Here is a 22093-nt window from a genome sequence, read left to right as displayed (position 1 = left end):
AAAGTTTGCCCTTATGAATCTTAGTTTACCTAATGCCTTTTTTTTAATAATACACAAAAATGTTTCACTCGTGCAACATTTATTTTGAAATGGGCGATTTGCACAGCAAAAAAGGCAGATCGGAGTTGATGCTCCGACCTGCCTTTTTGATGTTTTTAGACCACTATTCGTTTGCTCCTGTTCCTGTATCAGTTCCTGCATTAGCATCATCCGCTGTATGATTAGCCGTGTTACCAGCAGTATCATTTGTAGCTGGCGCCTTCTTTTTCGGCACACCGTACAAACCAATTTCCTCGTCATAAGCATCAAAAATCTTACGAGCGATTGGAGAAGCACCGTAACCCCCGAACCCGCCATCAGGTACAACAACGGCTACAGCAAGCTTCGGCTTATCGGCAGGCGCATAGGCGATAAATACCGCATTTTCTGCAGTCCGGCCTTTTACTTGTTGCTCTGACGTACCTGTCTTACGGTTATAGGTGTAATCCACACCTTCAAAGCCTTGCGAGCTAACCTTCGACATGCCTAGCTCAATTTCTTTCCAATATTCAATCGGGTAATTTACTTCATTCAAAATAACAGGCGTATAGCCTTGAATAATATTTCCGTCTGCATCCTTAATTTCGTTTACAAATTGCGGCTTCATTCGTTTGCCGCGATTGGCAAGCATGGCAGTATATTGCGCGAGCTGCAAGGTTGTATAACGCCCTTGCTGACCGAAGGAGGCTTGAACAAGCGCTGATTGTGAACTGGCACTTTTCGCCTCGTTAAAGTACTCAATAACGCCCTTCGTTTCGTTAGGCAAGCCGCTTTCCGTCAGGACGCCAAGACCAAATTGCTTCATGTATTCGTCCCAAATTTCTACGCCATTTTGCGGGTCTCTTCTATAAAGCCTATCGCCAATCATAGCTGCCATAAACGTATTGGAAGAATGTTGAATGCCTTGCGCGCCATCAATGTAGCCAAACTTTTTGCCTTGGGAGTTGCCGATATAAGTCTCATATCCTTTTCTACCATACGAGAATCTCCCAGTGTCCGGGTAGGTATCTGTCGTCTTAAACAATTTCTCATTCAATCCGACTAATACGGATAACGGCTTCATTGTCGAGCCAAGTGGCAGGATGGAAGATGGATGTTGATTGCGCTCCTCTTCTGAATATTTGCCATAGACTGTTCGAATCGTACCGTTCGATAATATATTCTGGAAGTTCTCGTAATCCTCTTTGCTAATTCGGCCGCCTGACCAAATATTTGGATCATAATCCGGCATACTCGCCATCGCCACGATTTTACCTGTATCTACTTCCATCGCTACTGCGAATCCGGTTTGTGCATATTTGGCACGCTCATATTTGTTTGTAGACGTTGATATTTTTTTGAGCTGATCCATAATTGCTGTTTCCGTCGTTAACTGCACGTTTTTGTTAATGGTTAAATAAAGATCCGACCCTTTTGTAGGATTCGTTATTTCCATTGGCCCGATAATACGCTCCGCGTTGTTAACGGGATAGGTTTTCAAACCATTTTTGCCGCGCAGCACGTCCTGATACATCCGCTCAAGACCGTCGAAGCCAACGTCCTCTTCATCCAAATATCTCAGCGTAGGATCTTCCTCAGTCGTCTTTTCCTTGTAGAAGTCTACGTTTTCGCGAACGGTATTAAACTTCTTCAAATACCCGACAAGCTGCACCGAAATCGAATCTTTATCATAGTTCCGAACGCTTTCCTCCATGATATCTACACCTTTGAACGACGTGCGATTTTCCATGAAATAAGCCACTTCTTTATTCGTGAGGCCGGATTTAATCCGCCGCGGAGTCGAGATATTATTCCGTTTAAAATCAAGATCCATCTGGCGAATAATATCGTCAACCGTCATCGCCTTGGCAGGATCGCCAAGCTCTGTAAATATGTCATAAAGCTTCTGCGCCATCTCTTTTGCACTTGCAGTCGCTTTCTCCAGCTTAAGCTCAGGCTGAATCGTGAAATAAATAGACTGGGTCGAAGTCGAATACGCAATTGCATGACCCGTAGCGTCGTAAATATTGCCCCTTATCGGCGGAATCTTCACGCTGCGTGTACTTTTGCCGATCCCTTCAGCACTTAGAGTCGGCCCTTCAACAAACTGTAAAATGGCTAGCCTTACAATCAAAACACTAAATAATGCGAACGTAATAAAGAAAAATAAGTTCAATCGAAACGAAAAATGACGTCGATTTATAATTTCCCGTTTCTGCGGATCATCTTGCACGTCTAATCACCTCATAACCTTCTCATTTTAAGCTATGCATCACGTATGTGAGTATCGTCAAATGCCGGCGGATTAAACCAATTCCCGGTATTTGCCCAAGTAGCATCCAGTGGAATCCAGCCATTATCCCCTTCGCTGATTCGCACCTCATTCCAAGCATGCGGACCGAAGCCTCCCTTACCGTTAGCTCCCATTCCAGTTACAACCCGAACCTCTAGACCTGCCGACCTAGCCATTACAGCATATAAACGAGCTATATCTATACATACGCCTTTGCGCGTATCAAATGTTTCGGGAGGTGTCTGTTCCTTCCAAATTCCCTGCTCTTCATAATTCCGAGCTTTGTCCCAATCGTAAGCAATTCTTGTTCCAAGAAAGTCATATAGCTTTCTCGCCTTATCCTCATTCGTTTGCGCATCCTTGGTCACATAAAGAGCAGCTTTCTCAATCTCAGCTGGGATGGCGTAATCAATAATCTCATATTTTCGTTGTAAAATTTGTTTGAACTGCGCTTCAACCGCTTGGGCGAGCACGGGTCCTTGCCCTGCTAGAACGTCTCCGGCAACTGGACTCAGCCACGAAGCCGCTTTGGTATAAACCGTCGATTCGGAAATTTTGTCGACATACCAGCCATTTGGCACAAGGGACACATAAACGAATAAAAGAACGACGAATACAAATGAACGACCCGCTCCGTGAGCAGCACCAATTAAAGCCCCTATGGCACGGCTTGCACTTCGCCTGCCTTGCAAGTGAGCAATAGGCTCTTCCTTGCCGCTCCTCAGAACGCCTTCTACTGCCCTTTCCAGCAAAGGCTCAATTAAAGCTGCCAATGCCCGCAGCAGTAAATAACTGAGCAGGAACAAGACGCCATAGCGCAGCAATGCAAAATCCCTCAAACTCGTAAGCAGCGTGTACCATGCCTGCTCCACCCCGCTGAGGTCATGAAGAGGAACCTTCACCTTGCTAGTCAACCACTTCGCTACAGCTAGTGACAATGTATTCGTGAGCTGTGCTGCCAGTACCAAACATACGATAACTGCTAAACCTTCCCAAACAAAAAAGAAAAGACGCCTCGCAGATCCCGATGCGCCTCTCCTCATCCCCTGTATAAGAGAGCCAATTAGCAATAGAAGCACAATGATAGCAATTGGCTCCGGCTCTCTAAATAATTGATCCCAGCTTGTCATCGGCATTACCCGTTCTGCTTCGCTTGGTCGATGAAGGTTTGTATCGTATTATCGAGCTCCCACTTGCCAAGCGCCGTTCCGCGGAATGAAATGGCAACCTCATTCGCACCCGGCTCTCCGGTAAGCTCTACATTTTTAGTTTTCACTGTAAAGGTTCCATCCCCGTTGTTCACGAAAGTAGCATCCTTTGCTTCGCCTACCATTGCATTAACGGCTTCCTGTTTCACTGTATCTGCAACCTTAGTGCCAATCTCTTTCAAATCATCCATAGTGTAGCCGCTATATACGACAATACCAAGCACGATTGCCACCACAAGTGCCCATTTAACTACAGTTTTCACGATGCGGATAATAATTAATAGTAAGATAAGCGCAATAACAAGCACAAGCCAATGTTCTTTAAGAAAAGCTGTCCAAGTGTCCCAATCATAGGTCGAAAAATTCAAAAAATCCAATTGCGATCCCCTCCATTATACCTCGTACAAAATCCCATTACAAAATATTATAACCTACGGAATATAGGGCGTAAACGCTCGTTTCCTTTTTATGCAGACATATCCTGTCCCAATTAGACGTACAAGTATATAAGAATGTAATTGGCAAGGAGGGTCAGCTCTGTGAAAACCGCGGTTTGGCTGTACTTATTTTTGTTTATCGCCTTTTTTGATTTGCATGCGCAATACCCCATTTTAACACCTTTTGCCATCTCTTTAGGTGCAGCGCCTTCCTTCATCGGACTCATGATGGGCATGTACTCCATTACGCATTTGCCTGGAAATCTCATTGCAGGCTTTGGCGTTGACCGTTATGGCAGCAGATTGTTTATCGTGTTCAGTCTTATGGCAGCCGGCATTGTTCTCCTGTTTCAATCACATGTAACTAATCCTTGGCAGCTCCTCACGCTCCGCTCCATCAGCGGTTTTGTGCTTGCATTTCTGTCTCCGGCTTGCTTGTCCCTGCTTGCAAGAATAACGAGCGATCGAACGGAGCAAGGAAAGCTTATGGCTGGCAATGGACTAGTTCATACACTAGCATCAGTCGTATCTCCAGCAGCAGGAGCGTATCTCGTTGCAAAAATTGGATTTTCAACCGCTTTTACGCTGCTTGGATGGGTTCTGATCGTAACATCTGTCTGCGCTCTGTTCTTTATTAAAGAAGTTCGCCAGAAGGTAGAGCAAACGGAAGCTGAAAGCAACGACGGGAAAAAGAAAACGATGCTCCCGCTTGAACCTGCAGTACCAATTCCTTGGCTGGTCTACCTGCTGCCTGTTGCAATAAGCTGCGCGCAGGGTATCCTATCGTTCGAGCTGCCACTGCTAGCCAAAACGCAGGAAGCGATGATGACGACCGGCCTTTTATTTTCCGTTATCAGTATCGGTGCACTCGTCACATTAAGCATGCTGTTTCTGAACCGCGTATCCGCGTATCTGCGAACGTTGTGGGGCTCGCTCATTCTTGCCATTATTTACTTTGGCATTGCATCCGATATACCGGCACCTCTAACATTGATGCTGCTCTTTGTCGGTATGGCGAAAGGAGTCATTTTGCCCGCGCTGTCCACCTTATTAATTGAGCTTAGCGGCGGAGCACGTTACGGCCGTACTTTTTCCGTATTATCCATCGCCTTCTCCATCGGTGCGTTTATCGGACCGATGGCGGCAGGACAGCTTCGCAACTATATATCGCCTTACTACATAGCGTTTATTGCATTGATGATAGCAGTCGCTCTGCTTCCGCTGCGAATTTCCCGTTCACTTTCTTCCCGCACCCATTTTTCGTAGGCATAGGTAAATGCACAGGGCTAATTCCCCATCATGTCATATGCTGTATTATGACAGGTGACTAGTTAGAACAGCTAAGCTCAGCTGTTTGCATTCATCCTTCTAACACTACGGAAACGAGGTGACCCCATATATGTCTGCAAATGTAAGTTCAGAAAATCGTGGTTATGGCCACGGAGGTTTCTCAAACCTTGGCATTATCCTTGTACTGTTTATCCTGCTCGTAATCATAGCATGCACTTGCCTCTACTAGTAAAATAATAAACGGTCTGCAAACTGCAGACCGTTTATTCATTTTCAAACGAAAGAACCAATCATTCCCGATCTCGGTAAAATCGATTTTTGGTGGTAAACTATACATATGCTTCATGACCCTGCTCTACATTCACTACGCGAGGTGAGTTCCATGGATATAGCCATTATCGTAGAAGGAAAAAATGACAAGGCAAGACTTAAGCGCGTCCTTCATCAAGATGTACCGATTTTCTGCACCTTCGGCACGCCCGGTTCGGAGCAATTGGACAAGCTTAGAAAACAAATTGGCAAAAGCCAAGCTTATATTTTCACCGACAATGATTCCTCTGGAAAACGGATTCGCTTCTTATTGCGCGACGTATTTCCAGATGCTGAGCATATTTATACCCGCAGAGGTTATTCAGGCGTAGAGCATACGCCAGAGGAATATTTAATTGAGCAATTAGAAAAAGCGGGCCTCGATGCGCATATCCTGTACCCTGCGCAGAGTCCCGCTTCTATTTGGAGCAAAGATGAATTTTAAAGCACCTTGTTTAATTGATTTACGATTTCCTCAGCCGTCAAATCTTCTTTGCTGCCATCAATCCATTTGCGAATTTGACCGTCCTTATCCACAATCGTAATGACATTGGAGTGAGAGAAGGAGCCGTCCTCATTTTTAATGACGCCAATGCCAAAATCTCTAGCAATTTGCATCGTGTTTGACTCATCGCCCCGCAGGAAACGCCAACCATTAAGATCAGCAAAATTCCGCTTTGCAAAATCACGAATGACTTCAGGTGTATCCCGTACCGGATCAAACGTAATGGAGATGAGCTCTGCTTTAGTGCCGAGCTTGCCTTCCTCTTTAAGCTGCTCCTGTACTTGCGACAGCAAGAAGGTAGTAGGCGGACAAACATCTGGACAATTTGCGAAATAGAAATATACAATTCGCGCCTTACCATTTGTTGAAGCGAGCGTTACCTTCTGATCATCCAGATCCGTCAGCTCAAACGCTGGCGCAGCCTTCTCGATTGGAAGAGTCTGCTTCTCCGGCATGCCGTACGTAATAAATAAATAAATTCCCATTGCTGCGCAAAGCGCAAGTACTGCAATTTTGAAGCTATGCTTTTTGACAAAATCCACGCCAGTCACTCCTTAAGACGATAATTATGATCCCGTCGTATTAAGAATCATAACGATAAATATAACCATTAAATAATTGACCGAGATAAGAAAATTGGTTTTTGCCCATTTGTCGGTATCCTTGGCTTTTGGTCCGCGCAACGTATGGATAAGCCAGATTAAGCCGCCTGCAACGGATATGACCAAGAAGAAAATACCAACGTAACCGTAGGAATAAAACAATATGCCCGTTGGCAAAAGCAATACGATGTAAGGAATCATTTGAAACTTCGTACGTTTGATTCCTTTCACGACAGGCAGCAATGGAAAACCTGCTGCGCGATATTCTTCTACCCTTCTAATGGCAAGCGACCAGAAATGAGCAGGCTGCCACAGGAACATCAGAGCAAACAATATCCAAGCACCCGCATCGATTTCACCTGTTACCGCGCAATAACCGATAACCGGCGGCATCGCGCCAGAGATGCCTCCAACCGATGTACTCCAAGTTGAAGTACGCTTGAGCCACATCGTGTACACCACAATGTAAACACCCCAGCCTAGCAGTCCAAGCCAGCCTGATAAAGGATTAACGAGCAGGAAGAGAACAGCTAGTCCAACAACCCCCAAAATAATACCATAAGCCAGAACAGAGCCTGGCGTCATTCGACCGGTCGGAAGCGCGCGATCCTTCGTACGTTCCATTTTCAAATCAAGTTCCCGATCCCAATAATTATTAATCACGGTTGCTGACGCTATCGTCAACGTTGAGCCGATAATCGCCCATATAAGCAATAGAACGTTAATGTCCCATTTGGAAGCAACCATGAAACCACCTATCGCAGCAAATACATTAAGTCGAAGTAGCCGCGGTTTTGTCAATGCAATCCAGTCTTTAAGCACGAAGCTAGCCTCCCAAGTTATGCGACAAGACGCTGATGGCGTCTATCATCCATTGATGAATCGTTTTTAATCATACCGAAAAAAGAACACGATGACAACGTTCGACGGTTTTGTTCATCATTTTGCCACGTAAATTGTGACAAATCATTTAGTAACCAAATGGGCGGGTACACAATACAATAACTATGTAGTTTGATGCCTATGCCGAACAGCACATCAAACCGTCCTAAAGTCTACGAAAGGAAGTGATCTGTCAATTCCATGGCTGTCATCAAAACCAATTCCGAAGATACGAAGATGCTCGCTAGGCTCATGCGAGCGGAAGCAGAGGGCGAGGGCGAGCTCGGCATGCTTATGGTAGGCAACGTTGGCGTAAACCGTGTACTAGGAAATTGTATCGACTTTAGAAATCTTCGGTCCATCCCAGACATGGTCTATCAAAGTCCTGGCGGTTTCGAAGCAATCACCAAAAGCTACTTTTATCAAAGCGCTCGTGATAAAGATATTCGATTAGCAAAGCGGGTCATTAACGGCGAACGTCAGCACCCGGCTTCTAATGCATTATGGTTTTTCCGCCCAGCAGGCAGCTGCCCTGATACGTGGTGGGATCAGGCTAACAGCGGCAGGTATAAGAAACACTGCTTCTTCGTTCCAACGCCAGAGGATTGTCCGGCCGTTTATTAAAACTATTTCTAATGTATGAAAGTGAGGAAATTCTAAATGTCTAATGGTTATGGTTACAAAAATCAGGTAAGCCCCGCAAATACAGGTCCCGTTCAAGGATTCGGCTACGGCGGTTATGGTCAATACCAGTTTCCAATGGGGATGCAGCAGCCGATGGGCATGCAACAGCCAACTACGCTCCCAGCCAACTTTCAAACCCAACAAGCACAAGTCATTCCGCCAAATGTGCCAAGCGGATCGTTTATTACGCCACAAGGCGGCACTATCGTTGCAATGCCTACCGTTGAAGAATCCTATGTAGAAAATATTTTGCGTCTGAACCGCGGCAAAATGGCAACTTTTTATATGACTTACGAAAACAATCGCGAGTGGAACGCCAAAATTTTTAAAGGAATCATCGAAGCTGCTGGACGTGATCACATCGTTATTAGCGATCCAACGACTGGTATGCGCTACTTACTTTTGACGCTTAATCTTGATTATGTGACATTCGATGAGCCGATTGCTTATGAATATCCGTTCCAAGGCGGAGTAGTAAGCTCTTCCACTCCACTTGGCATGGCTACTCTCGGCACAGCAAATTCTAGCCGTTAATCGCTGCTTCGCCCTTTAGATGTGCCGGCTTAAACGTCCAAATGTGCATTTTCGCAGCTCCCCCAACAATAAAGCTCGAAATATGCATCCAAGAGGAACGCTCACTGCAGCGTTCCTTTTTGATTTGCTCTGCTTGCTCGCAGGTAGCTGCGTTCCATACCTCTACAAATAAACCCGGCTGATCTGTTCCTTCATATAATTGCACCTCGTGTCCTTCCTTTAGCAGCGAAGCTGTGTAGTCAAGATATTGTGCCCGAAATTCTGGTGAAACACGATATTCTGCAAAACAAATGTACATTTGCCTTCAGTCTCCTTTAGATTATATTGATAAAGTTGCTCCCCTCCGCCGATACTACATCTAATTATCGATTGGGGAGGACTTGTCATGGACACAGGCACACATCTTATCATGGGCATCGGTTTAGGGGGCCTTGCCGCAATTGATCCCGTGGTAGCAGCAAATCCAGCCATTCACACCGCTGTTTTGCTTGGCACAGTTATCGGATCGCAAGCGCCCGATTTAGATGGCCTACTTCGTTTAAAAGGCAATGCGATTTACATTCGCAATCATCGCGGCATCTCTCACTCCTTGCCGGCTATCGCCATTTGGACTGCGCTAATTACCGGCCTCCTCCAATTGTTTTACCGAGGCTCGCTCCCTTGGCTGCATATTGGGGGCTGGGTGCTGCTCGCCGTATGCGTGCATGTATTCACCGATTTATTTAATACTTACGGCACTCAAGCGATGCGACCCTTCACGGACAAATGGATCTCTTGGAACATTATACACATATTTGATCCCATCATTTTCACAACGCATGTCATAGCTATTTTACTGTGGGCAGGCGGATTCGTAAATCCAGCTTCAATATTCCCGCTTATGTACTTGTTTCTAGCCGTTTATTTTGTTTGGCGAACAGTTACCTCCAGAAGTACGCTGCAACGGATGAAGACGCTGGACACTGAATATCATGAAGGCGATGCTTATATCGTCATTCCAACGATTTCTCTAACGATATGGAATGTAGTCAAGCAAGTTAAAAATGGCGGATTCGCCATCGGAAATTTACGCAATAACAATTTAGTATGGATTGATTATGTGGAATGCTCTGATCACCCGGCAGTCGCCAAATCCAAAAACGATCCCGCCATTCGATCCTTTTTATATTTCACCAGCTTTGCCTGCGCAGACGTTCGGGAGCATACATGGGGCTATGAGGTCAGATGGTGCGACGTACGTTATCGCCATCGCAAGCAATACCCATTCGTTGGCGTTCTGCTTATGAATAAAAAGGATGAGACCATTGGCTCTTATGTAGGCTGGCTCAGCGATGAACGTTTATTGAAAAGATTGCGCATGGATACTTTTTAGTATTGACGTTCGAAAGCCCTTTGCTTCAAAATAGAGGGGGCTTTCTTTTTTTTGTTTTATATTATTGAAGAAAGTCGATCAGCCCTGTGCTAAAATGATGGTTACCATAATAAAAAGCCCAAGGATTACCCTTGGGCTTCATTTCATCACTGTGTATTAGAAGCGATTAACGGGAGCCGCCTGACAATTGTTGTTCAGCAATTTGAACAAGCTTTTTCGTAATATAACCACCTAGGGAGCCTGCATCACGAGTTGAAACATTACCGTAGTAGCCATCTTGAGGAATTTGTACGCCCAGTTCTTGCGCTGCCTCAAGTTTCATTTGTTGTAATGCTGCAGTTGCTTGTGGAACAACAAGTTGATTTCTGCTTCCTGCCATAATGTATTTCTCCTTTCGTCCTCTGCACTTTGATGTGTGTTGCAAGCTTGCAAGCTTATTATGTGCACCATCAAAGAATCTATTCTTAAACCATTAAAATATATTGACGATTTATTAAGGAGAGAAAACAAGATGTCCAAACCGCTTTCTTTGTTCTTTTCCGTACTAGCTATCGTATTTATGAGCGCTATGGCTATTTCCATCAGCTATAATGGCTGGTTTGTATTATTGTTTGGTTTGTTAAGCCTTTTCACTGTAGGAGCCGGCTTTATTACAAAAGCTCGTTTGCGCAGAAAAAAACAAGGCTGACGCTATGGCGTCAGCCTTGTAAGTACCTAAAAGATTAACCGCGAGGCGGCAGAAAACCCATAAGCTCTTTCACGTCTGCAAGTGTACGATCTGCGACCAAGGAAGCCTTTTCTGCGCCTTGCTTCAAGATTTGATGAATCTCGCCTGAACTGCGAATTTCATTATATCTAGCTTGCAGCGGTTCTATAACCGCAACCACCTGCTCCGCAAGATCTTTCTTGAAAGGTCCATAACCTTGCCCCTCATAACGAGCCTCGATATCTTCAATGCTCATATTTGCACAATGAGCATAAATACTCATTAGATTGCTAATCTCAGGTTTATTTGCTGGATCGTATTTCACTTCACGGCCTGAATCTGTTGTCGCTCTGCTAATTTTTTTGCGAATCACATCTGGAGAATCAAGCAGCGCGATGAAGCTTCCTACGTTTGGATTGCTTTTGCTCATTTTTTTGCTGGCATCATCAAGCGACATTACCCGTGCGCCTACCTTYGGAATATAAGGCTCCGGTATCGTAAAGTATTTGCCAAACCTTGTATTGAAGCGATGCGCCAAATCACGAGTAAGCTCCAAATGCTGCTTTTGATCGTCGCCAACAGGAACAAGATCCGCATTATAAACCAATATATCGGCAGCCATCAGCGTCGGATAGACGAATAGCCCCGCCCCAACAGAATCTTTGCCTGCAGATTTATCTTTGAACTGCGTCATTCTTTCCAGCTCGCCCATATTAGCAAGCGTTGTAAACAACCATCCAAGCTCAGCATGCGCGCGAACATGCGATTGTACAAATACATTCGCTTTGAGCGGATCTATGCCTGCAGCAATAAATAATGCGGCTACCGCTTCCGTTTGTTCTCTTAAGGCAGCCGGCTCCTGTGGAACCGAAATCGCATGCAAATCAACAATCATAAAAAAGCATTCTTCTGTATGCTGCAGCTTTACGAAGTTTTGCATGGCGCCAATGTAGTTTCCAAGTGTAAGCTGACCGCTTGGCTGAATACCGGAGAGTACTTTTTTCATAATGCTTCGACCTCTTTCTTGTCAATTTTAGTCTAAAAAAAAACGCAAAAAATCCCCCGCCGCAAGGGACGAAGGACCGTGGTGCCACCCTAATTCGCTTATGGTACGCTTTGTTATACAATCGAAGCGTATTAAAAATCCCATAAGCCTTGTTGCTCCGTAACGGGGAGCGTCCGTACAAACATCTTCGGCTGCTCGTGCAGCCAGTTTCCGTTCATAGGCTCCGGGGCCCATTCAGCATCGTTGTTTGCACCGGTTCGCAGCAACCACCGGCTCTCTGTACGCAATCCAATCGAGCCTACTTATTCCCATCATTGCATTTAAAACGATTATACATCTGTAATCGTTAATGTCAAGCGATACGAAAGTTGTCCTATCCCGCATCGATACCGCATAAGCTATAGTCATAATCGTAATCCTTACATAAAGAAAGGATATTGTACTATGGCAAAATTTCTTTACCGCATCTGCACCCCATTGCTCGGAGTAGGCTGCTTGATCATGCTCGCCCTTATCGTAACCAATCGAGAGCTTCCCACACATCTTTTTAGTATCACTAATTTGCAATCCTTCAAAATATTATTTATAAGCATTATTTTAGAAGCATTTCCATTTATCCTGCTCGGGGTGATCTTTTCTGCACTTCTGCAAGTCTTCGTTTCGGACGAGCTCATTCAAAAATTCATGCCCAAAAACCCGGTATTAGGCGTTCTTTTTGGGGCGCTGCTAGGCATTTTATTCCCATTATGTGAATGCGGAATGATACCGGTTGTCAGGCGGCTTATTCGTAAAGGCATGCCTGCTTATATCGGAATCGTTTATTTATTGGCAGGCCCCATCGTTAATCCAATCGTTTTTACATCAACCTTTGCTGCTTTTCGAACGACGCCAGAAATGGCTTATGCACGAATGATATTGGCCTTTGTCATAGCCGTTATTATCGGCCTGCTCCTTTATAAATTTATGCGAAGCAGTCCGCTCAAATTAGCTCAACCGTTTCATTTAATCAAGCAGGGTCATACACATAGCCACAATCACACCCATAATCATGAGCATGGGACAAGCGGTACTGGATTCCGTGGAAGAGCCGCCTCAACCCTATCACATGCTTCAAACGAGTTTTTTGAAATGGGCAAATATTTTATTTTCGGAGCAATGTTGACCGCCATTATTCAAACGGTTATTGATCGCAGCACCTTTGAGGCATTTGCTGATCAGCCTTTATTTTCATACCTTTTCATGATGGGCTTTGCTTTTATTTTATCAATCTGCTCCACTTCAGATGCTTTCATTGCTTCATCGTTCAGCGGCATGTTTGATTTTGGACCGCTGCTTGCTTTTCTTGTATTCGGCCCAATGATCGATCTTAAAAATACGTTAATGCTGCTAACGACATTCCGTATTAAATTCGTATTTATTCTCATTGTACTAACCGCGGCGCTAACCTTCATCGGCGCTTGGATAATGGAGGCGCTGCTATGATTCATCATCTTTTGCGTGCCGCAATTCTTACAGGTTTTGCTCTGTTTATTCTCTACTTGGATCGAACGGGTGAAATGGCTCTTTATATCGCTCCAAAAATGGAGGTATACGTAAAGCTGTCAGCGTTAGGTCTCTATGCAGCAGCTATTTATCAAGTCTATGCCGCTTTACAGAAACGTATCGGAAATCAAACGCCAAGCTGTGATTGCGAGCACGAGCCATCTCCATCCGTGTTCAAAAACATCATCATTTATGGGTTGTTTATTTTTCCGCTGCTGCTCGGTTTTCTCGTCCCTGCCGGGACGCTTGGGAGCGATATTGCTTCAAAAAAAGGGATCAGCTTATCTGGAATTTCAACAGCTGAAGAGAATGGTTCCGGAGTCGATGCCTTTTATCCTTTCGATGGCTATATGGARGCACATACAGCATACGCGAAGAAACTGTACAGCCAACCACTTATCCGTGTACCTGATACTCAATTTATTGAGACGTTGACGACATTTGATCTCTTTCGAGAGAAACTAATCGGTAAAGAAGTTGAAATTTCGGGGTTTATTTACCACGAGGACGAGATGGGCAAGGAGCGATTTGCGGTCAGTAGATTTGCAATGAATTGTTGTTCAGCCGACGCTATGCCTTATGGACTTATGGTATCTTGGCCTAAAGCGATGGATTACGCCGACGATGAATGGGTGACGGTGACAGGAAGGTTAACGACATCAACTTATATGAATCATGTTGTCATGACTTTAGAAGCCCAGCGGCTTGAACGAATCAAGGTGCCGGAATCGCCTTATGTGTATCCTGATCTTGATTTCGGACAATAAAATGAGGAGCTGACGGATGCCGTCAGCTCTTTTTTTTCTTTACGTAATTTTGTTTATTGTGAATCCCATAAATCATTTCTTTTCGGATAATAGCGAGAATTCCAATTGGCCATATTGTAATTAGATTCAAAAAGTATGCTTGCCGACCAAGAATTAGCGCTTGAACGAACGGAAAAATCATATAAAATTTCGCCATGCGACCAGTCTTTCCTAAACTTAAGCGATTCAATGGCCATTTGTTTAAATGCCTGTACCTGAACAGCTGTCAGTCCTTTATCGACACTCTCGAACTTTCCATTTTTGCATTCGATTGGATGGTGCCTAACCCCAAATTTACCCACCGCATTGTTTCGAATATGTATTAATACTGTACCAGCCGTAGCGTTTGTCAGTTCACTTTCAAGCTGACGAAACACAAATTCAACTTGACGAGCGAGAGCTGCAGATTCCGTTTGCATACTTATTATCCTCCTTTATGATTTATTAGGCATGAGTTTCCACTTAGGTCTCAACGCATATTATATAGTCCATTTCTATCATTATCAATATACTAAACAACATTATTTTTGTTTATTTGATATTATTCGACTCTCATTTAATGATTATATAACTTATTTTTACATAATTAAAGAAAGATCATTTCATTACATCTAAATAAAATGAACCTTGCGAACTAAAATAATATTTTTTATTTAATTTTYCAATTCTAATTTCAAGATGCTTTTCTTTCTTACTTAGGAGTTATGTACCATGCAATCTAAACCATCAATTAATAATAAAAATGATTTCTAATTACCGATAATGGTATCATTTTCTATTTATTGTTACACCGAAAACGTATTTAGTATTTTCCGAAGCGCCGCATGCGGTCATTATTTATCTATTTTTTATGAATCGACAATTATAGACCAATTTCGCAGCTGGTGCTATAATATGGATATTCTATTAAAAGGAGCGCTTACATAATGATCCAATGGTACTATTCGCTTTCCGTGCGCAATAAGCTGCTGATTACTTCTTACCTAAATTTAGCAGTGTTTGCCCTCATTATGCTTGTCATATTATCAGTATCAGGCGGCTCGCTTATCGCTGGAATTATTTTCACAATCATTATGGCAATCGCTACGCTTCCACTCGTTTCCTTCATCGAGAGATCCATCAATAATTCATTTGATGAAATTAAAGGAACTGCGCTTCGTATTTCCAAAGGTGATTTCACTCAAAAAATCGACACAACGTCTTCATCAGCTTTAGGCGAGCTTGGACATTCGTTTAACAGTATGATTGATAAACTTCGCGACATTCTAACGGAAACGACGAACATCATCCGTCATGTGTCCGATACAAGTCACAGCATTTTTGACAAAAATAATAATATTCAAATCGCGATGCAGCAGGTTGCTGCTTCCGCAAACGAGCTTGCTACTGGCGCAAACGAAATTTCCGAGGACGTTTCCGAGATGAGCGAATCCATTACTGAGATCGAAGAGAAAGTTTCCGATTACGCTACCTCAACTAAGGAAATGAACACACGCTCTGAGCAAACGCTTCAGCTCGTAGATAAAGGCATGAAGGCTCTTGATATTCAAGCCGACGGCATGCGCCGCAACGTTGAGGCAACCGAGAAGGTATCAGCTACAATTGAAGATCTAGCCCGCAAAGCAAGAGGCATTAGTGCAATTACGACGACTATTTCCGATTTGGCTGAGCAAACTAACCTGCTTTCATTGAATGCCTCTATCGAGGCTGCAAGAGCAGGCGAGCACGGCCGAGGCTTTGCCGTTGTTGCACAGGAAGTCCGCAAGCTTGCTGAGGAATCCAGCGCTTCAACTAAACAAGTATTCAACCTAGTGAAAAGTATTGATGAGGGTATCAAGCAAACGATCAGCAATATGAAAACAAACGAAGAAGTCGTTAAGCTGCAAACGGAGCATATTAAGGAATCCGAAGTCGTATTCTCAGAAATTGTACAAAGTGTTCAATTTATTACGGATAAAATTTATGTTTTCTCCCAAGAAAGCGACGCTATGCTTGAGAGTGCCCGCAAAATTTCCGGAGCCATCCAAAACATATCCGCGATTACGCAGCAATCGGCTGCTGGCACGGAGCAAGTATCCGCTTCGATGAATGAGCAGATCGCATCTGTACAAGCAGTGGTAGAAGAAACGGAACGTATGCGTACAATGGCGGCTCAGCTGCTCAGAACCATCAATGTTTTCAAAATGAAATAATCAAGTATTTGATTGCTTATCGCGTAACAAAAAAAGACCATAATCTTTCCATTCAAAATGGATGATTATGGTCTTTCTTATTTTACGCCTGCTGCTTGCAGCGATATTCTTCACGCTGTTCTGCACGAACACTTTCTTTAACCCTTGGGCAAGTATAACAATAATAGCCGCCATCAACTAAGTAATACAAGCAGCATGCTGCTTTCAGCCGAACCTGCTTATCTTTGTCTCCCAATGACTCTGTCATACGGAATTTCACATCAAGCGGATTTTTGCTTCTGCCGAAAACATCGCCATCAAGTGATTTGACCATATTGAAATAGGTCACAATGCTTTGCTTTGCCTGTTCATCTACTTCGGCACTCAGCATTCTGTCATACCCATATTCAAGCGTGGTAGGAAGCTGGCTCCAAAGCATGCCTACTTTCAACGTTCCTACCTTTGCAATCATGTCAAATATAGGACGTATCGTATGCTCAAAAAAAAAGCTGATTTTATCCTTAATCCACATGTCTTGTTCATCTAAAAGTAGTGGAGCCGCTACAAATTCAGAGTTATGTAAGTAAAAGCTGACAGCAATATATTCATGATTGTTATATTCAGCCTTGTATATTTGAACTGTTAAATTGTTAAGTGATAAATCCGGCGCTTGTTTCAAAACAGACAACGTATAAAGCAAGCCCAGCATAGGCCCGCGAAACCAACCTGCCATGTACACTTCCCCTACGGAAGGGTCCATGCCTTTAACTAGCGGTGTATAGAAAGCTAATAATTGCTTCAATTTGTTCTCATCCAACAGATCTATTGCAGGGCAGGTAAACAGAAGATTTTCTCGTTTATTTACCGTTAAATCATAGCTGTCCTCCAACATCGCAAACAACGCTTCATTCATTGATGTTCTCGTCCTTCCATAACATGAATGTACAATAATAAACGATACGATTTATTATACAACGGACGAAAATGATTATCAATTGCATTTCGTTATCTCATTGTGACAGTTAACTCACCAAGCTGCTCGATTTCCACGGTTACCACATCACCTGATTTTAAATAAACCCTTTGATCTCTCGGGTATCCGATTACTACCCCTTCCGGAGTCCCTGTTAATATGATATCGCCAGGTACGAGTGTCATATGCTTAGAAATATAACTAATTATAGATGGGCAAGAAAAAATCATATCTTCCGTATTCGAATGCTGCTTTTGAACACCGTTTACGCGGCAAGAAATAGTGAGCTTATCCGGATCATTTACTTCATCTGCCGTTACGATATAAGGACCAATTGGTGCAAATCCGTCGCAGCTTTTGCCAAGCATCCACTGAGATGTACGGCGCTGCAGGTTTCTTGCTGACAAATCATTAGCGCAGCTATAGCCAAAAACATAATCAAGCGCATCCGCTTCTTCGATGTTTTTTGCCGTTTTTCCTATAATGATCGCAAGCTCAGCTTCATAATCCACCTCATTGCTCGTAAGCGGCAGCTCCACCTCATCACCATGTGCACTCAGGGCATTGGCAAATTTATTAAACAAAATAGGGGAGGTCGGAATTTCAGCTTTCGTCTCCTCTGCATGCTTGCGGTAATTTAAACCGACGCAAATTATTTTTTGCGGGTTCGAAACGACCGGTGCGTAAGCGAAATTTGTGTCCTCAAGCACATACATGTGGTTGTTAGTTGCAACGACAGCCTCAATAACCGCTTGAAGTTCCGCTAATGCTGTTTTACCGCCTCTTATAACTTCTTCTATAGAAAGCGGAGCTGGAATATCCAGAGCTTGAGAGGCCATTTTAATATCAATAATTCCTAAGTCAACCTGCACGCCGAGTTTTAGTTGATCGGATTGCTTAAACTGCAATAACTTCATAAAAGATAACCTCCCTGCCATGAATTGGTGAACTATGTTTAGTTTAAGCCTCTCTTTTTTTAAAGTAAAGCGCATGAAAGTATGCAGCATGGGTAAAATAGCGGCACGGCTTGTTTACAATCAATCATGGGGACTGATGCAAATGTGGAAAACACCACATAAAATGGGGAAGACTGTGGCGGGCATTGCTTTAATCGGTTTTATGCTGCTTAACCTATCAACCGATTCCTATGCTTCAACTGCTGATAAGCAGCAAATAGCTCAGTTCAAACCTGCAAAAGAATCAAAAAAACGAAAAACGGCTGTCGTGTCTTGGGATAGGCTTCATAGGCAATTTCCCAATGCCTTTCTCCTTAATGGGCCTCGTAATAAGAAAAGAGTCGCGCTAACGTTTGATGATGTTCCCGATCCCAGATATACACCAGCTATTTTGGATATATTAGCGGAGCATGATGTTTGCGCTACTTTTTTTATTGTAGGGAACCGTGCTGCCAAATACCCTGCATTAGTAAAGCGGATACATAACGAAGGGCATGTCATTGGAAATCACTCTTATGACCATGCCATTTTTTCAAAGCTTACTTTAACGAAGTATCAGAAGCAAATTTGGAGAACGGACACCATAATTAAAAATATAGTTGGATATTCCCCTCATTTTATACGACCGCCATACGGTGAACTGCTGCCTCAGCAAGTAAGATGGAGCAAGCAGGCTGGTTTTGCTATCGTCAACTGGGATGTGGATTCCATAGATTGGAAAAACAATCCTAGCAGCGCATTGGTGCTGCAAAATATAAAAAGAACACTTCAACCTGGATCGATTATTTTACAGCACGCAGGCGGAGGAGTCGGACAAAATTTATCCGGCACGGTTGCTGCACTCCCGAAGCTCATCCAATTGCTGGAAAGCAAAGGGTATGAGCTCGTTACATTGCCTGAACTCGTCGGACAATCCGCAGCCCGTTGAGTTTTCTGTACAAAAAAAGGCAATCCCTCATGAAGAGTGGATTGCCTTTTCCATCTATATTTTTATTCAAGAACGAATACTTTCACGTTTTGGATACCAAAAGACATGGCTTGGCTTGTTGAGCCTGGTACAAAAATATCAACGCGATTGCCTTTAATCGAACCGCCAATATCTGTTGCTGTTGCAATCATTCCGCCTTGCGGCAAACCATTATAGGAATACCCTGTCACATAAAGCTTTGTGCCAAGAGGTATCATTTTCGGATCTACGGCAATCGTACCAACCTGGAGCTTGTCTCCAAAGTAGTCAACTGCTCCCCACTTGCCATTCTCAGATGCTGCTGCTGTATAAGCCGTAGCTTGTACGAGAAGCGCCTTCGAGTAAGCGTATTCTTTACCATTCATGGCTTTAACTGTTTTTGAGGAGTCGTCAGCTGCTGAATTCATCGTTGCTGGTTTCTTCTCTACAGAAGCTTCTGTGGAAGGTATAGTAAGCTTTAAACCTTTATATAGGTTAAGAGGATCGATTTTTGGATTAGCCTCCATTAGTGTATCCAAAGGTACACTGTACTGCTTGGATAGCTTCCAGAATGTATCATTGTCATTCGCTGTATGTGTTTTCGAAGCTGCACTTACTGTTCCTGCTGCCATCATAACCGATAATCCTACTACTGCTGCTGCTAATGTACGTTTTTTAAACATGGGGTAAATCCTCCTGTGCGTTCCCGAAGTTTCACAACTTCGATCACGTGATTATAAATCTTGTTAAGGGCGGTTGTCCGCCCTTAACGTATTGCTGTTATCTAAGGTTTAAGGAAAGACTAGCCGATAAACATTTGAACCCATTCGCCGTTTACATAACCAACGCCGATTTTTGTAAAGTTGCCGCTAAGAATGTTTGCTTTGTGACCTGGGCTGTTCATCCAAGCAGTCATAACATCTTGTGGTGTTTTTTGACCAGAAGCAATGTTCTCACCAGCATAAGAATAAGTCACTCCGAAAGAACGCATCATATCAAATGGAGATCCGTATGTCGGCGATGTGTGGCTGAAGTAGTTGTTAACGTCCATATCTCTTGCTTTCTCTGACGCTACTTTCGTAAGAAGCGTATCGCTCTTCAAAGCGGACAAGCCAACTTTAGCACGTTCCTTGTTAACTAAGTCGACAACTTGTGATTGATAAGCACTCAAATTGGAAGCCCCTGTGTCGGTACCTGTTCCAGGTTTTGTTTCAGTTCCTGTACCAGTTCCCGGTTTTGTTACTGTTCCAGTACCTGTTCCTGGTTTTGTTACTGTTCCTGTGCCTGTTCCCGGCTTAGTTACTGTTCCAGTACCTGTTCCTGGCTTAGTTACTGTTCCAGTGCCTGTTCCTGGCTTAGTTACTGTTCCAGTACCTGTTCCCGGATTAGTTACTGTTCCAGTACCTGTTCCTGGTTTTGTTACTGTTCCTGTGTTACCGCCTGTCGTAGGCCATTGAATGAAGCTGCCATTCAAAAGCTTGCTAATATCTATTCCATATTTATCACCGATCTGTTTGATCGTATCTTGGCTAATGAGGCATGGTTGTTGAATCGTGGAGAAAGTTTTCACAGCCGGTGCTGCACCTGCCGTTGGAGCCGTAAAACCTGCGCCGATCACCGTTGCTGCGATTATGCCAGCGACACCTACACGTATTGGTTGCATCTTCATGAATGAATCCTCCTAATAAGATAAGTTTTTGTAAAAAAGCGTCTGACGACTGAAGCTTTTTCAGCTGCGCATTCGTTTCGTTTGCGCATCGTTCTTCCTGACGCCACTTATCTTACCATGGGGTTTTTGGTGTTTCATGACACAAAAACTGGTAATCGCGTGAAAATAGCTAGCAAAACAGCACCATTACTGCTTTATGAGAATATGCTCATCACCGCTTTTTGCTGCTTTTAGAGCTGTCCGCTAGCTTTTCGAAGCTCATTTGCGAGCCGATGAATTTCATCTTTCTCCGCTTTGGTGGTTGCTGCAAACCATGCTGGAGAGAGCCAAGTAGAGATAATTTTGTTAGCATCTGATGCGTTCATATCAACATCCCTCCAGTCACGAACAAGCTCTAAGAAAGCCGCTTTGTTAACTGAACTTCCTGGACATGTTTTCGCTGGATTCATTTCGCGATGAAACAAAATTTGACTGTCTGGCAGCTTCCACATGGCAGCAATTTGACTTGTCAGCTTAACGGCTGAAGCAAGCTGAGCACCTTCCAGCTTCTCAGCTCCAACATCAAAATTACCGATCATCTCGAACATAAACGGATGTATGCGGTCTGGATCAGGGTCGTTGTAGCCAACAGCAGAGGCCGGAGCCTCCAGAAGAGAACGCCCCTCCCATATATAGCCGTCAGGGTCGATCGTTGCGTGCTGGGCGATATCACCCCAATTTTGTGTAATCGCATGAAACCGCCACATCCCTTGAATGATTTTCATTTTATCCGCAGCTCTGCGATAATCCACAATAGTCGGCTTCCATGTTCCATGCACATGAATCTGCGAAAACTTCACTTTTGATACGAATGGTTTCAAATACTCAACATACTCCGCAAAAGTAAACCTTTGAAAATATTTGCGCTCTACGACCATTTCGCAACGCATCCTCTCGATAAACAATTGCTATATTTTATGCGATACATGAATGAATCGAGACGGCAAACACATAAAAAAAGCAAGCCATGGATATATTCCACGACTTGCTTCTTGTTTTTATAAATCAATTTTTGCTTATCGAGTGCCGAGTTTGATGTTTCCCGTCTCCGACTCCATGCTTATTTTGATATCACCGCTGCCGATTACACCTTCAATATTATTTTCTGTTTCCTTGTTAACCGAGAAACCATCCCAATCCACCTT

25 protein-coding genes and 1 other annotated feature are annotated in these 22093 nt (G+C 43.7%); of the genes, 10 read left to right on the top strand and 15 right to left on the bottom strand.

All coding sequences use genetic code 11. From position 1 onward, the window contains the following. Positions 1–163: 163 nt before the first annotated feature. The 3 genes from AC1DSE_RS07620 to AC1DSE_RS07610 are packed head-to-tail and all read right to left on the bottom strand — an operon-like array spanning position 164 to position 3896. Positions 164–2251, bottom strand: a complete 2088-nt coding sequence (locus tag AC1DSE_RS07620) for a peptidoglycan D,D-transpeptidase FtsI family protein (protein WP_477509046.1) — start codon at positions 2249–2251, stop codon at positions 164–166. A 32-nt stretch (positions 2252–2283) separates the two neighbouring features. Then, positions 2284–3447, bottom strand: coding sequence for a transglutaminase domain-containing protein (locus AC1DSE_RS07615; protein WP_477509047.1), 1164 nt, complete (start codon positions 3445–3447; stop codon positions 2284–2286). After that, on the bottom strand, positions 3447–3896 hold the full coding sequence (locus AC1DSE_RS07610; protein WP_076267507.1) for a hypothetical protein: 450 nt from the start codon (positions 3894–3896) through the stop codon (positions 3447–3449). Before AC1DSE_RS07610 ends, AC1DSE_RS07615 begins: the two co-directional genes overlap by 1 nt. Before the next feature lie 162 nt (positions 3897–4058). Between AC1DSE_RS07610 and AC1DSE_RS07605 the strand changes: the two genes are divergently transcribed. Beyond that, positions 4059–5222, top strand: a complete 1164-nt coding sequence (locus tag AC1DSE_RS07605; protein WP_477509048.1) for an MFS transporter — start codon at positions 4059–4061, stop codon at positions 5220–5222. A 184-nt stretch (positions 5223–5406) separates the two neighbouring features. On the opposite strand, the gene AC1DSE_RS07600 is transcribed toward AC1DSE_RS07605, so the two are convergent. Next, complete coding sequence (locus AC1DSE_RS07600) at positions 5407–5583, bottom strand: hypothetical protein (RefSeq protein ID WP_441876599.1); 177 nt, start codon at positions 5581–5583, stop codon at positions 5407–5409. 45 nt (positions 5584–5628) lie between these two features. On the opposite strand from AC1DSE_RS07600, the gene AC1DSE_RS07595 reads away from it, so the two are divergent. Beyond that, a complete protein-coding gene (locus tag AC1DSE_RS07595; RefSeq protein ID WP_430059985.1) occupies positions 5629–6000 on the top strand; it encodes a toprim domain-containing protein in 372 nt (123 codons plus the stop codon). On the opposite strand, the gene AC1DSE_RS07590 is transcribed toward AC1DSE_RS07595, so the two are convergent. Both AC1DSE_RS07590 and cyoE read right to left on the bottom strand, forming a co-directional pair. Next, positions 5997–6602, bottom strand: coding sequence for an SCO family protein (locus AC1DSE_RS07590; protein WP_339204487.1), 606 nt, complete (start codon positions 6600–6602; stop codon positions 5997–5999). The genes AC1DSE_RS07595 and AC1DSE_RS07590 overlap by 4 nt on opposite strands. A gap of 24 nt (positions 6603–6626) precedes the next feature. Then, positions 6627–7484, bottom strand: a complete 858-nt coding sequence (gene cyoE / locus AC1DSE_RS07585) for a heme o synthase (RefSeq protein ID WP_339204488.1) — start codon at positions 7482–7484, stop codon at positions 6627–6629. Positions 7485–7745: 261 nt separating this feature from the next. Here cyoE and AC1DSE_RS07580 point away from each other — a divergent pair, with 261 nt between their 5' ends. Both AC1DSE_RS07580 and gerQ read left to right on the top strand, forming a co-directional pair. After that, the gene (locus AC1DSE_RS07580) at positions 7746–8168 is read left to right on the top strand and encodes a cell wall hydrolase (RefSeq protein WP_076267501.1); all 423 of its coding nucleotides are present in this window, start codon (positions 7746–7748) and stop codon (positions 8166–8168) included. Positions 8169–8204: 36 nt separating this feature from the next. Continuing rightward, positions 8205–8762, top strand: a complete 558-nt coding sequence (gerQ, locus tag AC1DSE_RS07575; protein ID WP_477509049.1) for a spore coat protein GerQ — start codon at positions 8205–8207, stop codon at positions 8760–8762. Here the strand turns inward: gerQ and AC1DSE_RS07570 are convergent. Then, complete coding sequence (locus AC1DSE_RS07570) at positions 8752–9060, bottom strand: hypothetical protein (protein ID WP_477509050.1); 309 nt, start codon at positions 9058–9060, stop codon at positions 8752–8754. The genes gerQ and AC1DSE_RS07570 overlap by 11 nt on opposite strands. 87 nt (positions 9061–9147) lie before the next feature. Here AC1DSE_RS07570 and AC1DSE_RS07565 point away from each other — a divergent pair, with 87 nt between their 5' ends. Further along, positions 9148–10134, top strand: coding sequence for a metal-dependent hydrolase (locus AC1DSE_RS07565; protein WP_475443517.1), 987 nt, complete (start codon positions 9148–9150; stop codon positions 10132–10134). 166 nt (positions 10135–10300) lie between these two features. Here the strand turns inward: AC1DSE_RS07565 and AC1DSE_RS07560 are convergent, their stop codons facing one another. Further along, complete coding sequence (locus tag AC1DSE_RS07560) at positions 10301–10513, bottom strand: alpha/beta-type small acid-soluble spore protein (protein ID WP_054023438.1); 213 nt, start codon at positions 10511–10513, stop codon at positions 10301–10303. 132 nt (positions 10514–10645) lie between these two features. On the opposite strand from AC1DSE_RS07560, the gene AC1DSE_RS07555 reads away from it, so the two are divergent. Beyond that, complete coding sequence (locus AC1DSE_RS07555) at positions 10646–10822, top strand: DUF5325 family protein (protein ID WP_477509051.1); 177 nt, start codon at positions 10646–10648, stop codon at positions 10820–10822. A 34-nt stretch (positions 10823–10856) separates the two neighbouring features. On the opposite strand, the gene trpS is transcribed toward AC1DSE_RS07555, so the two are convergent. Further along, positions 10857–11846, bottom strand: a complete 990-nt coding sequence (gene trpS, locus AC1DSE_RS07550; protein WP_339204492.1) for a tryptophan--tRNA ligase — start codon at positions 11844–11846, stop codon at positions 10857–10859. Positions 11847–11907: 61 nt separating this feature from the next. Next, positions 11908–12170: a binding site (T-box leader), on the bottom strand. A 120-nt stretch (positions 12171–12290) separates the two neighbouring features. On the opposite strand from trpS, the gene AC1DSE_RS07545 reads away from it, so the two are divergent. After that, positions 12291–13328, top strand: a complete 1038-nt coding sequence (locus tag AC1DSE_RS07545) for a permease (protein ID WP_441876583.1) — start codon at positions 12291–12293, stop codon at positions 13326–13328. Next, a complete protein-coding gene (locus tag AC1DSE_RS07540; protein ID WP_477509052.1) occupies positions 13325–14155 on the top strand; it encodes a TIGR03943 family putative permease subunit in 831 nt (276 codons plus the stop codon). Before AC1DSE_RS07545 ends, AC1DSE_RS07540 begins: the two co-directional genes overlap by 4 nt. Positions 14156–14208: 53 nt before the next feature. Here AC1DSE_RS07540 and AC1DSE_RS07535 read toward each other — a convergent pair whose 3' ends face one another. After that, positions 14209–14613, bottom strand: coding sequence for an O-methyltransferase (locus tag AC1DSE_RS07535; protein ID WP_076267494.1), 405 nt, complete (start codon positions 14611–14613; stop codon positions 14209–14211). A gap of 510 nt (positions 14614–15123) precedes the next feature. On the opposite strand from AC1DSE_RS07535, the gene AC1DSE_RS07530 reads away from it, so the two are divergent. Continuing rightward, the gene (locus AC1DSE_RS07530; protein WP_430060426.1) at positions 15124–16386 is read left to right on the top strand and encodes a methyl-accepting chemotaxis protein; all 1263 of its coding nucleotides are present in this window, start codon (positions 15124–15126) and stop codon (positions 16384–16386) included. Positions 16387–16468: 82 nt separating this feature from the next. On the opposite strand, the gene AC1DSE_RS07525 is transcribed toward AC1DSE_RS07530, so the two are convergent. Both AC1DSE_RS07525 and AC1DSE_RS07520 read right to left on the bottom strand, forming a co-directional pair. Next, a complete protein-coding gene (locus AC1DSE_RS07525; RefSeq protein WP_477509053.1) occupies positions 16469–17278 on the bottom strand; it encodes a (2Fe-2S)-binding protein in 810 nt (269 codons plus the stop codon). Positions 17279–17370: 92 nt separating this feature from the next. Next, positions 17371–18255, bottom strand: a complete 885-nt coding sequence (locus tag AC1DSE_RS07520; protein WP_477509054.1) for a fumarylacetoacetate hydrolase family protein — start codon at positions 18253–18255, stop codon at positions 17371–17373. 88 nt (positions 18256–18343) lie between these two features. Here AC1DSE_RS07520 and AC1DSE_RS07515 point away from each other — a divergent pair, with 88 nt between their 5' ends. Continuing rightward, on the top strand, positions 18344–19222 hold the full coding sequence (locus tag AC1DSE_RS07515) for a polysaccharide deacetylase family protein (RefSeq protein WP_477509055.1): 879 nt from the start codon (positions 18344–18346) through the stop codon (positions 19220–19222). Positions 19223–19284: 62 nt separating this feature from the next. Here AC1DSE_RS07515 and AC1DSE_RS07510 read toward each other — a convergent pair whose 3' ends face one another. The 3 genes from AC1DSE_RS07510 to AC1DSE_RS07500 all read right to left on the bottom strand — a co-directional run bounded on the left by AC1DSE_RS07510 (position 19285) and on the right by AC1DSE_RS07500 (position 21826). Further along, positions 19285–19923 carry a 3D domain-containing protein gene (locus AC1DSE_RS07510; protein WP_076267489.1) on the bottom strand — a complete coding sequence of 213 codons (639 nt, stop codon included), beginning with the start codon at positions 19921–19923 and terminating at the stop codon, positions 19285–19287. A 119-nt stretch (positions 19924–20042) separates the two neighbouring features. Beyond that, positions 20043–20909 carry a CAP domain-containing protein gene (locus AC1DSE_RS07505; protein ID WP_477509056.1) on the bottom strand — a complete coding sequence of 289 codons (867 nt, stop codon included), beginning with the start codon at positions 20907–20909 and terminating at the stop codon, positions 20043–20045. A 230-nt stretch (positions 20910–21139) separates the two neighbouring features. After that, positions 21140–21826, bottom strand: a complete 687-nt coding sequence (locus AC1DSE_RS07500; protein WP_475443534.1) for a peptidoglycan recognition protein family protein — start codon at positions 21824–21826, stop codon at positions 21140–21142. Between the last annotated feature and the right edge of the window lie 267 nt (positions 21827–22093).

It is taken from the genome of Paenibacillus sp. 01L418, assembly GCF_056400045.1.
Note: the sequence above shows the minus strand (reverse complement) of the source record. Positions and strands in the feature narration are given on the sequence as shown.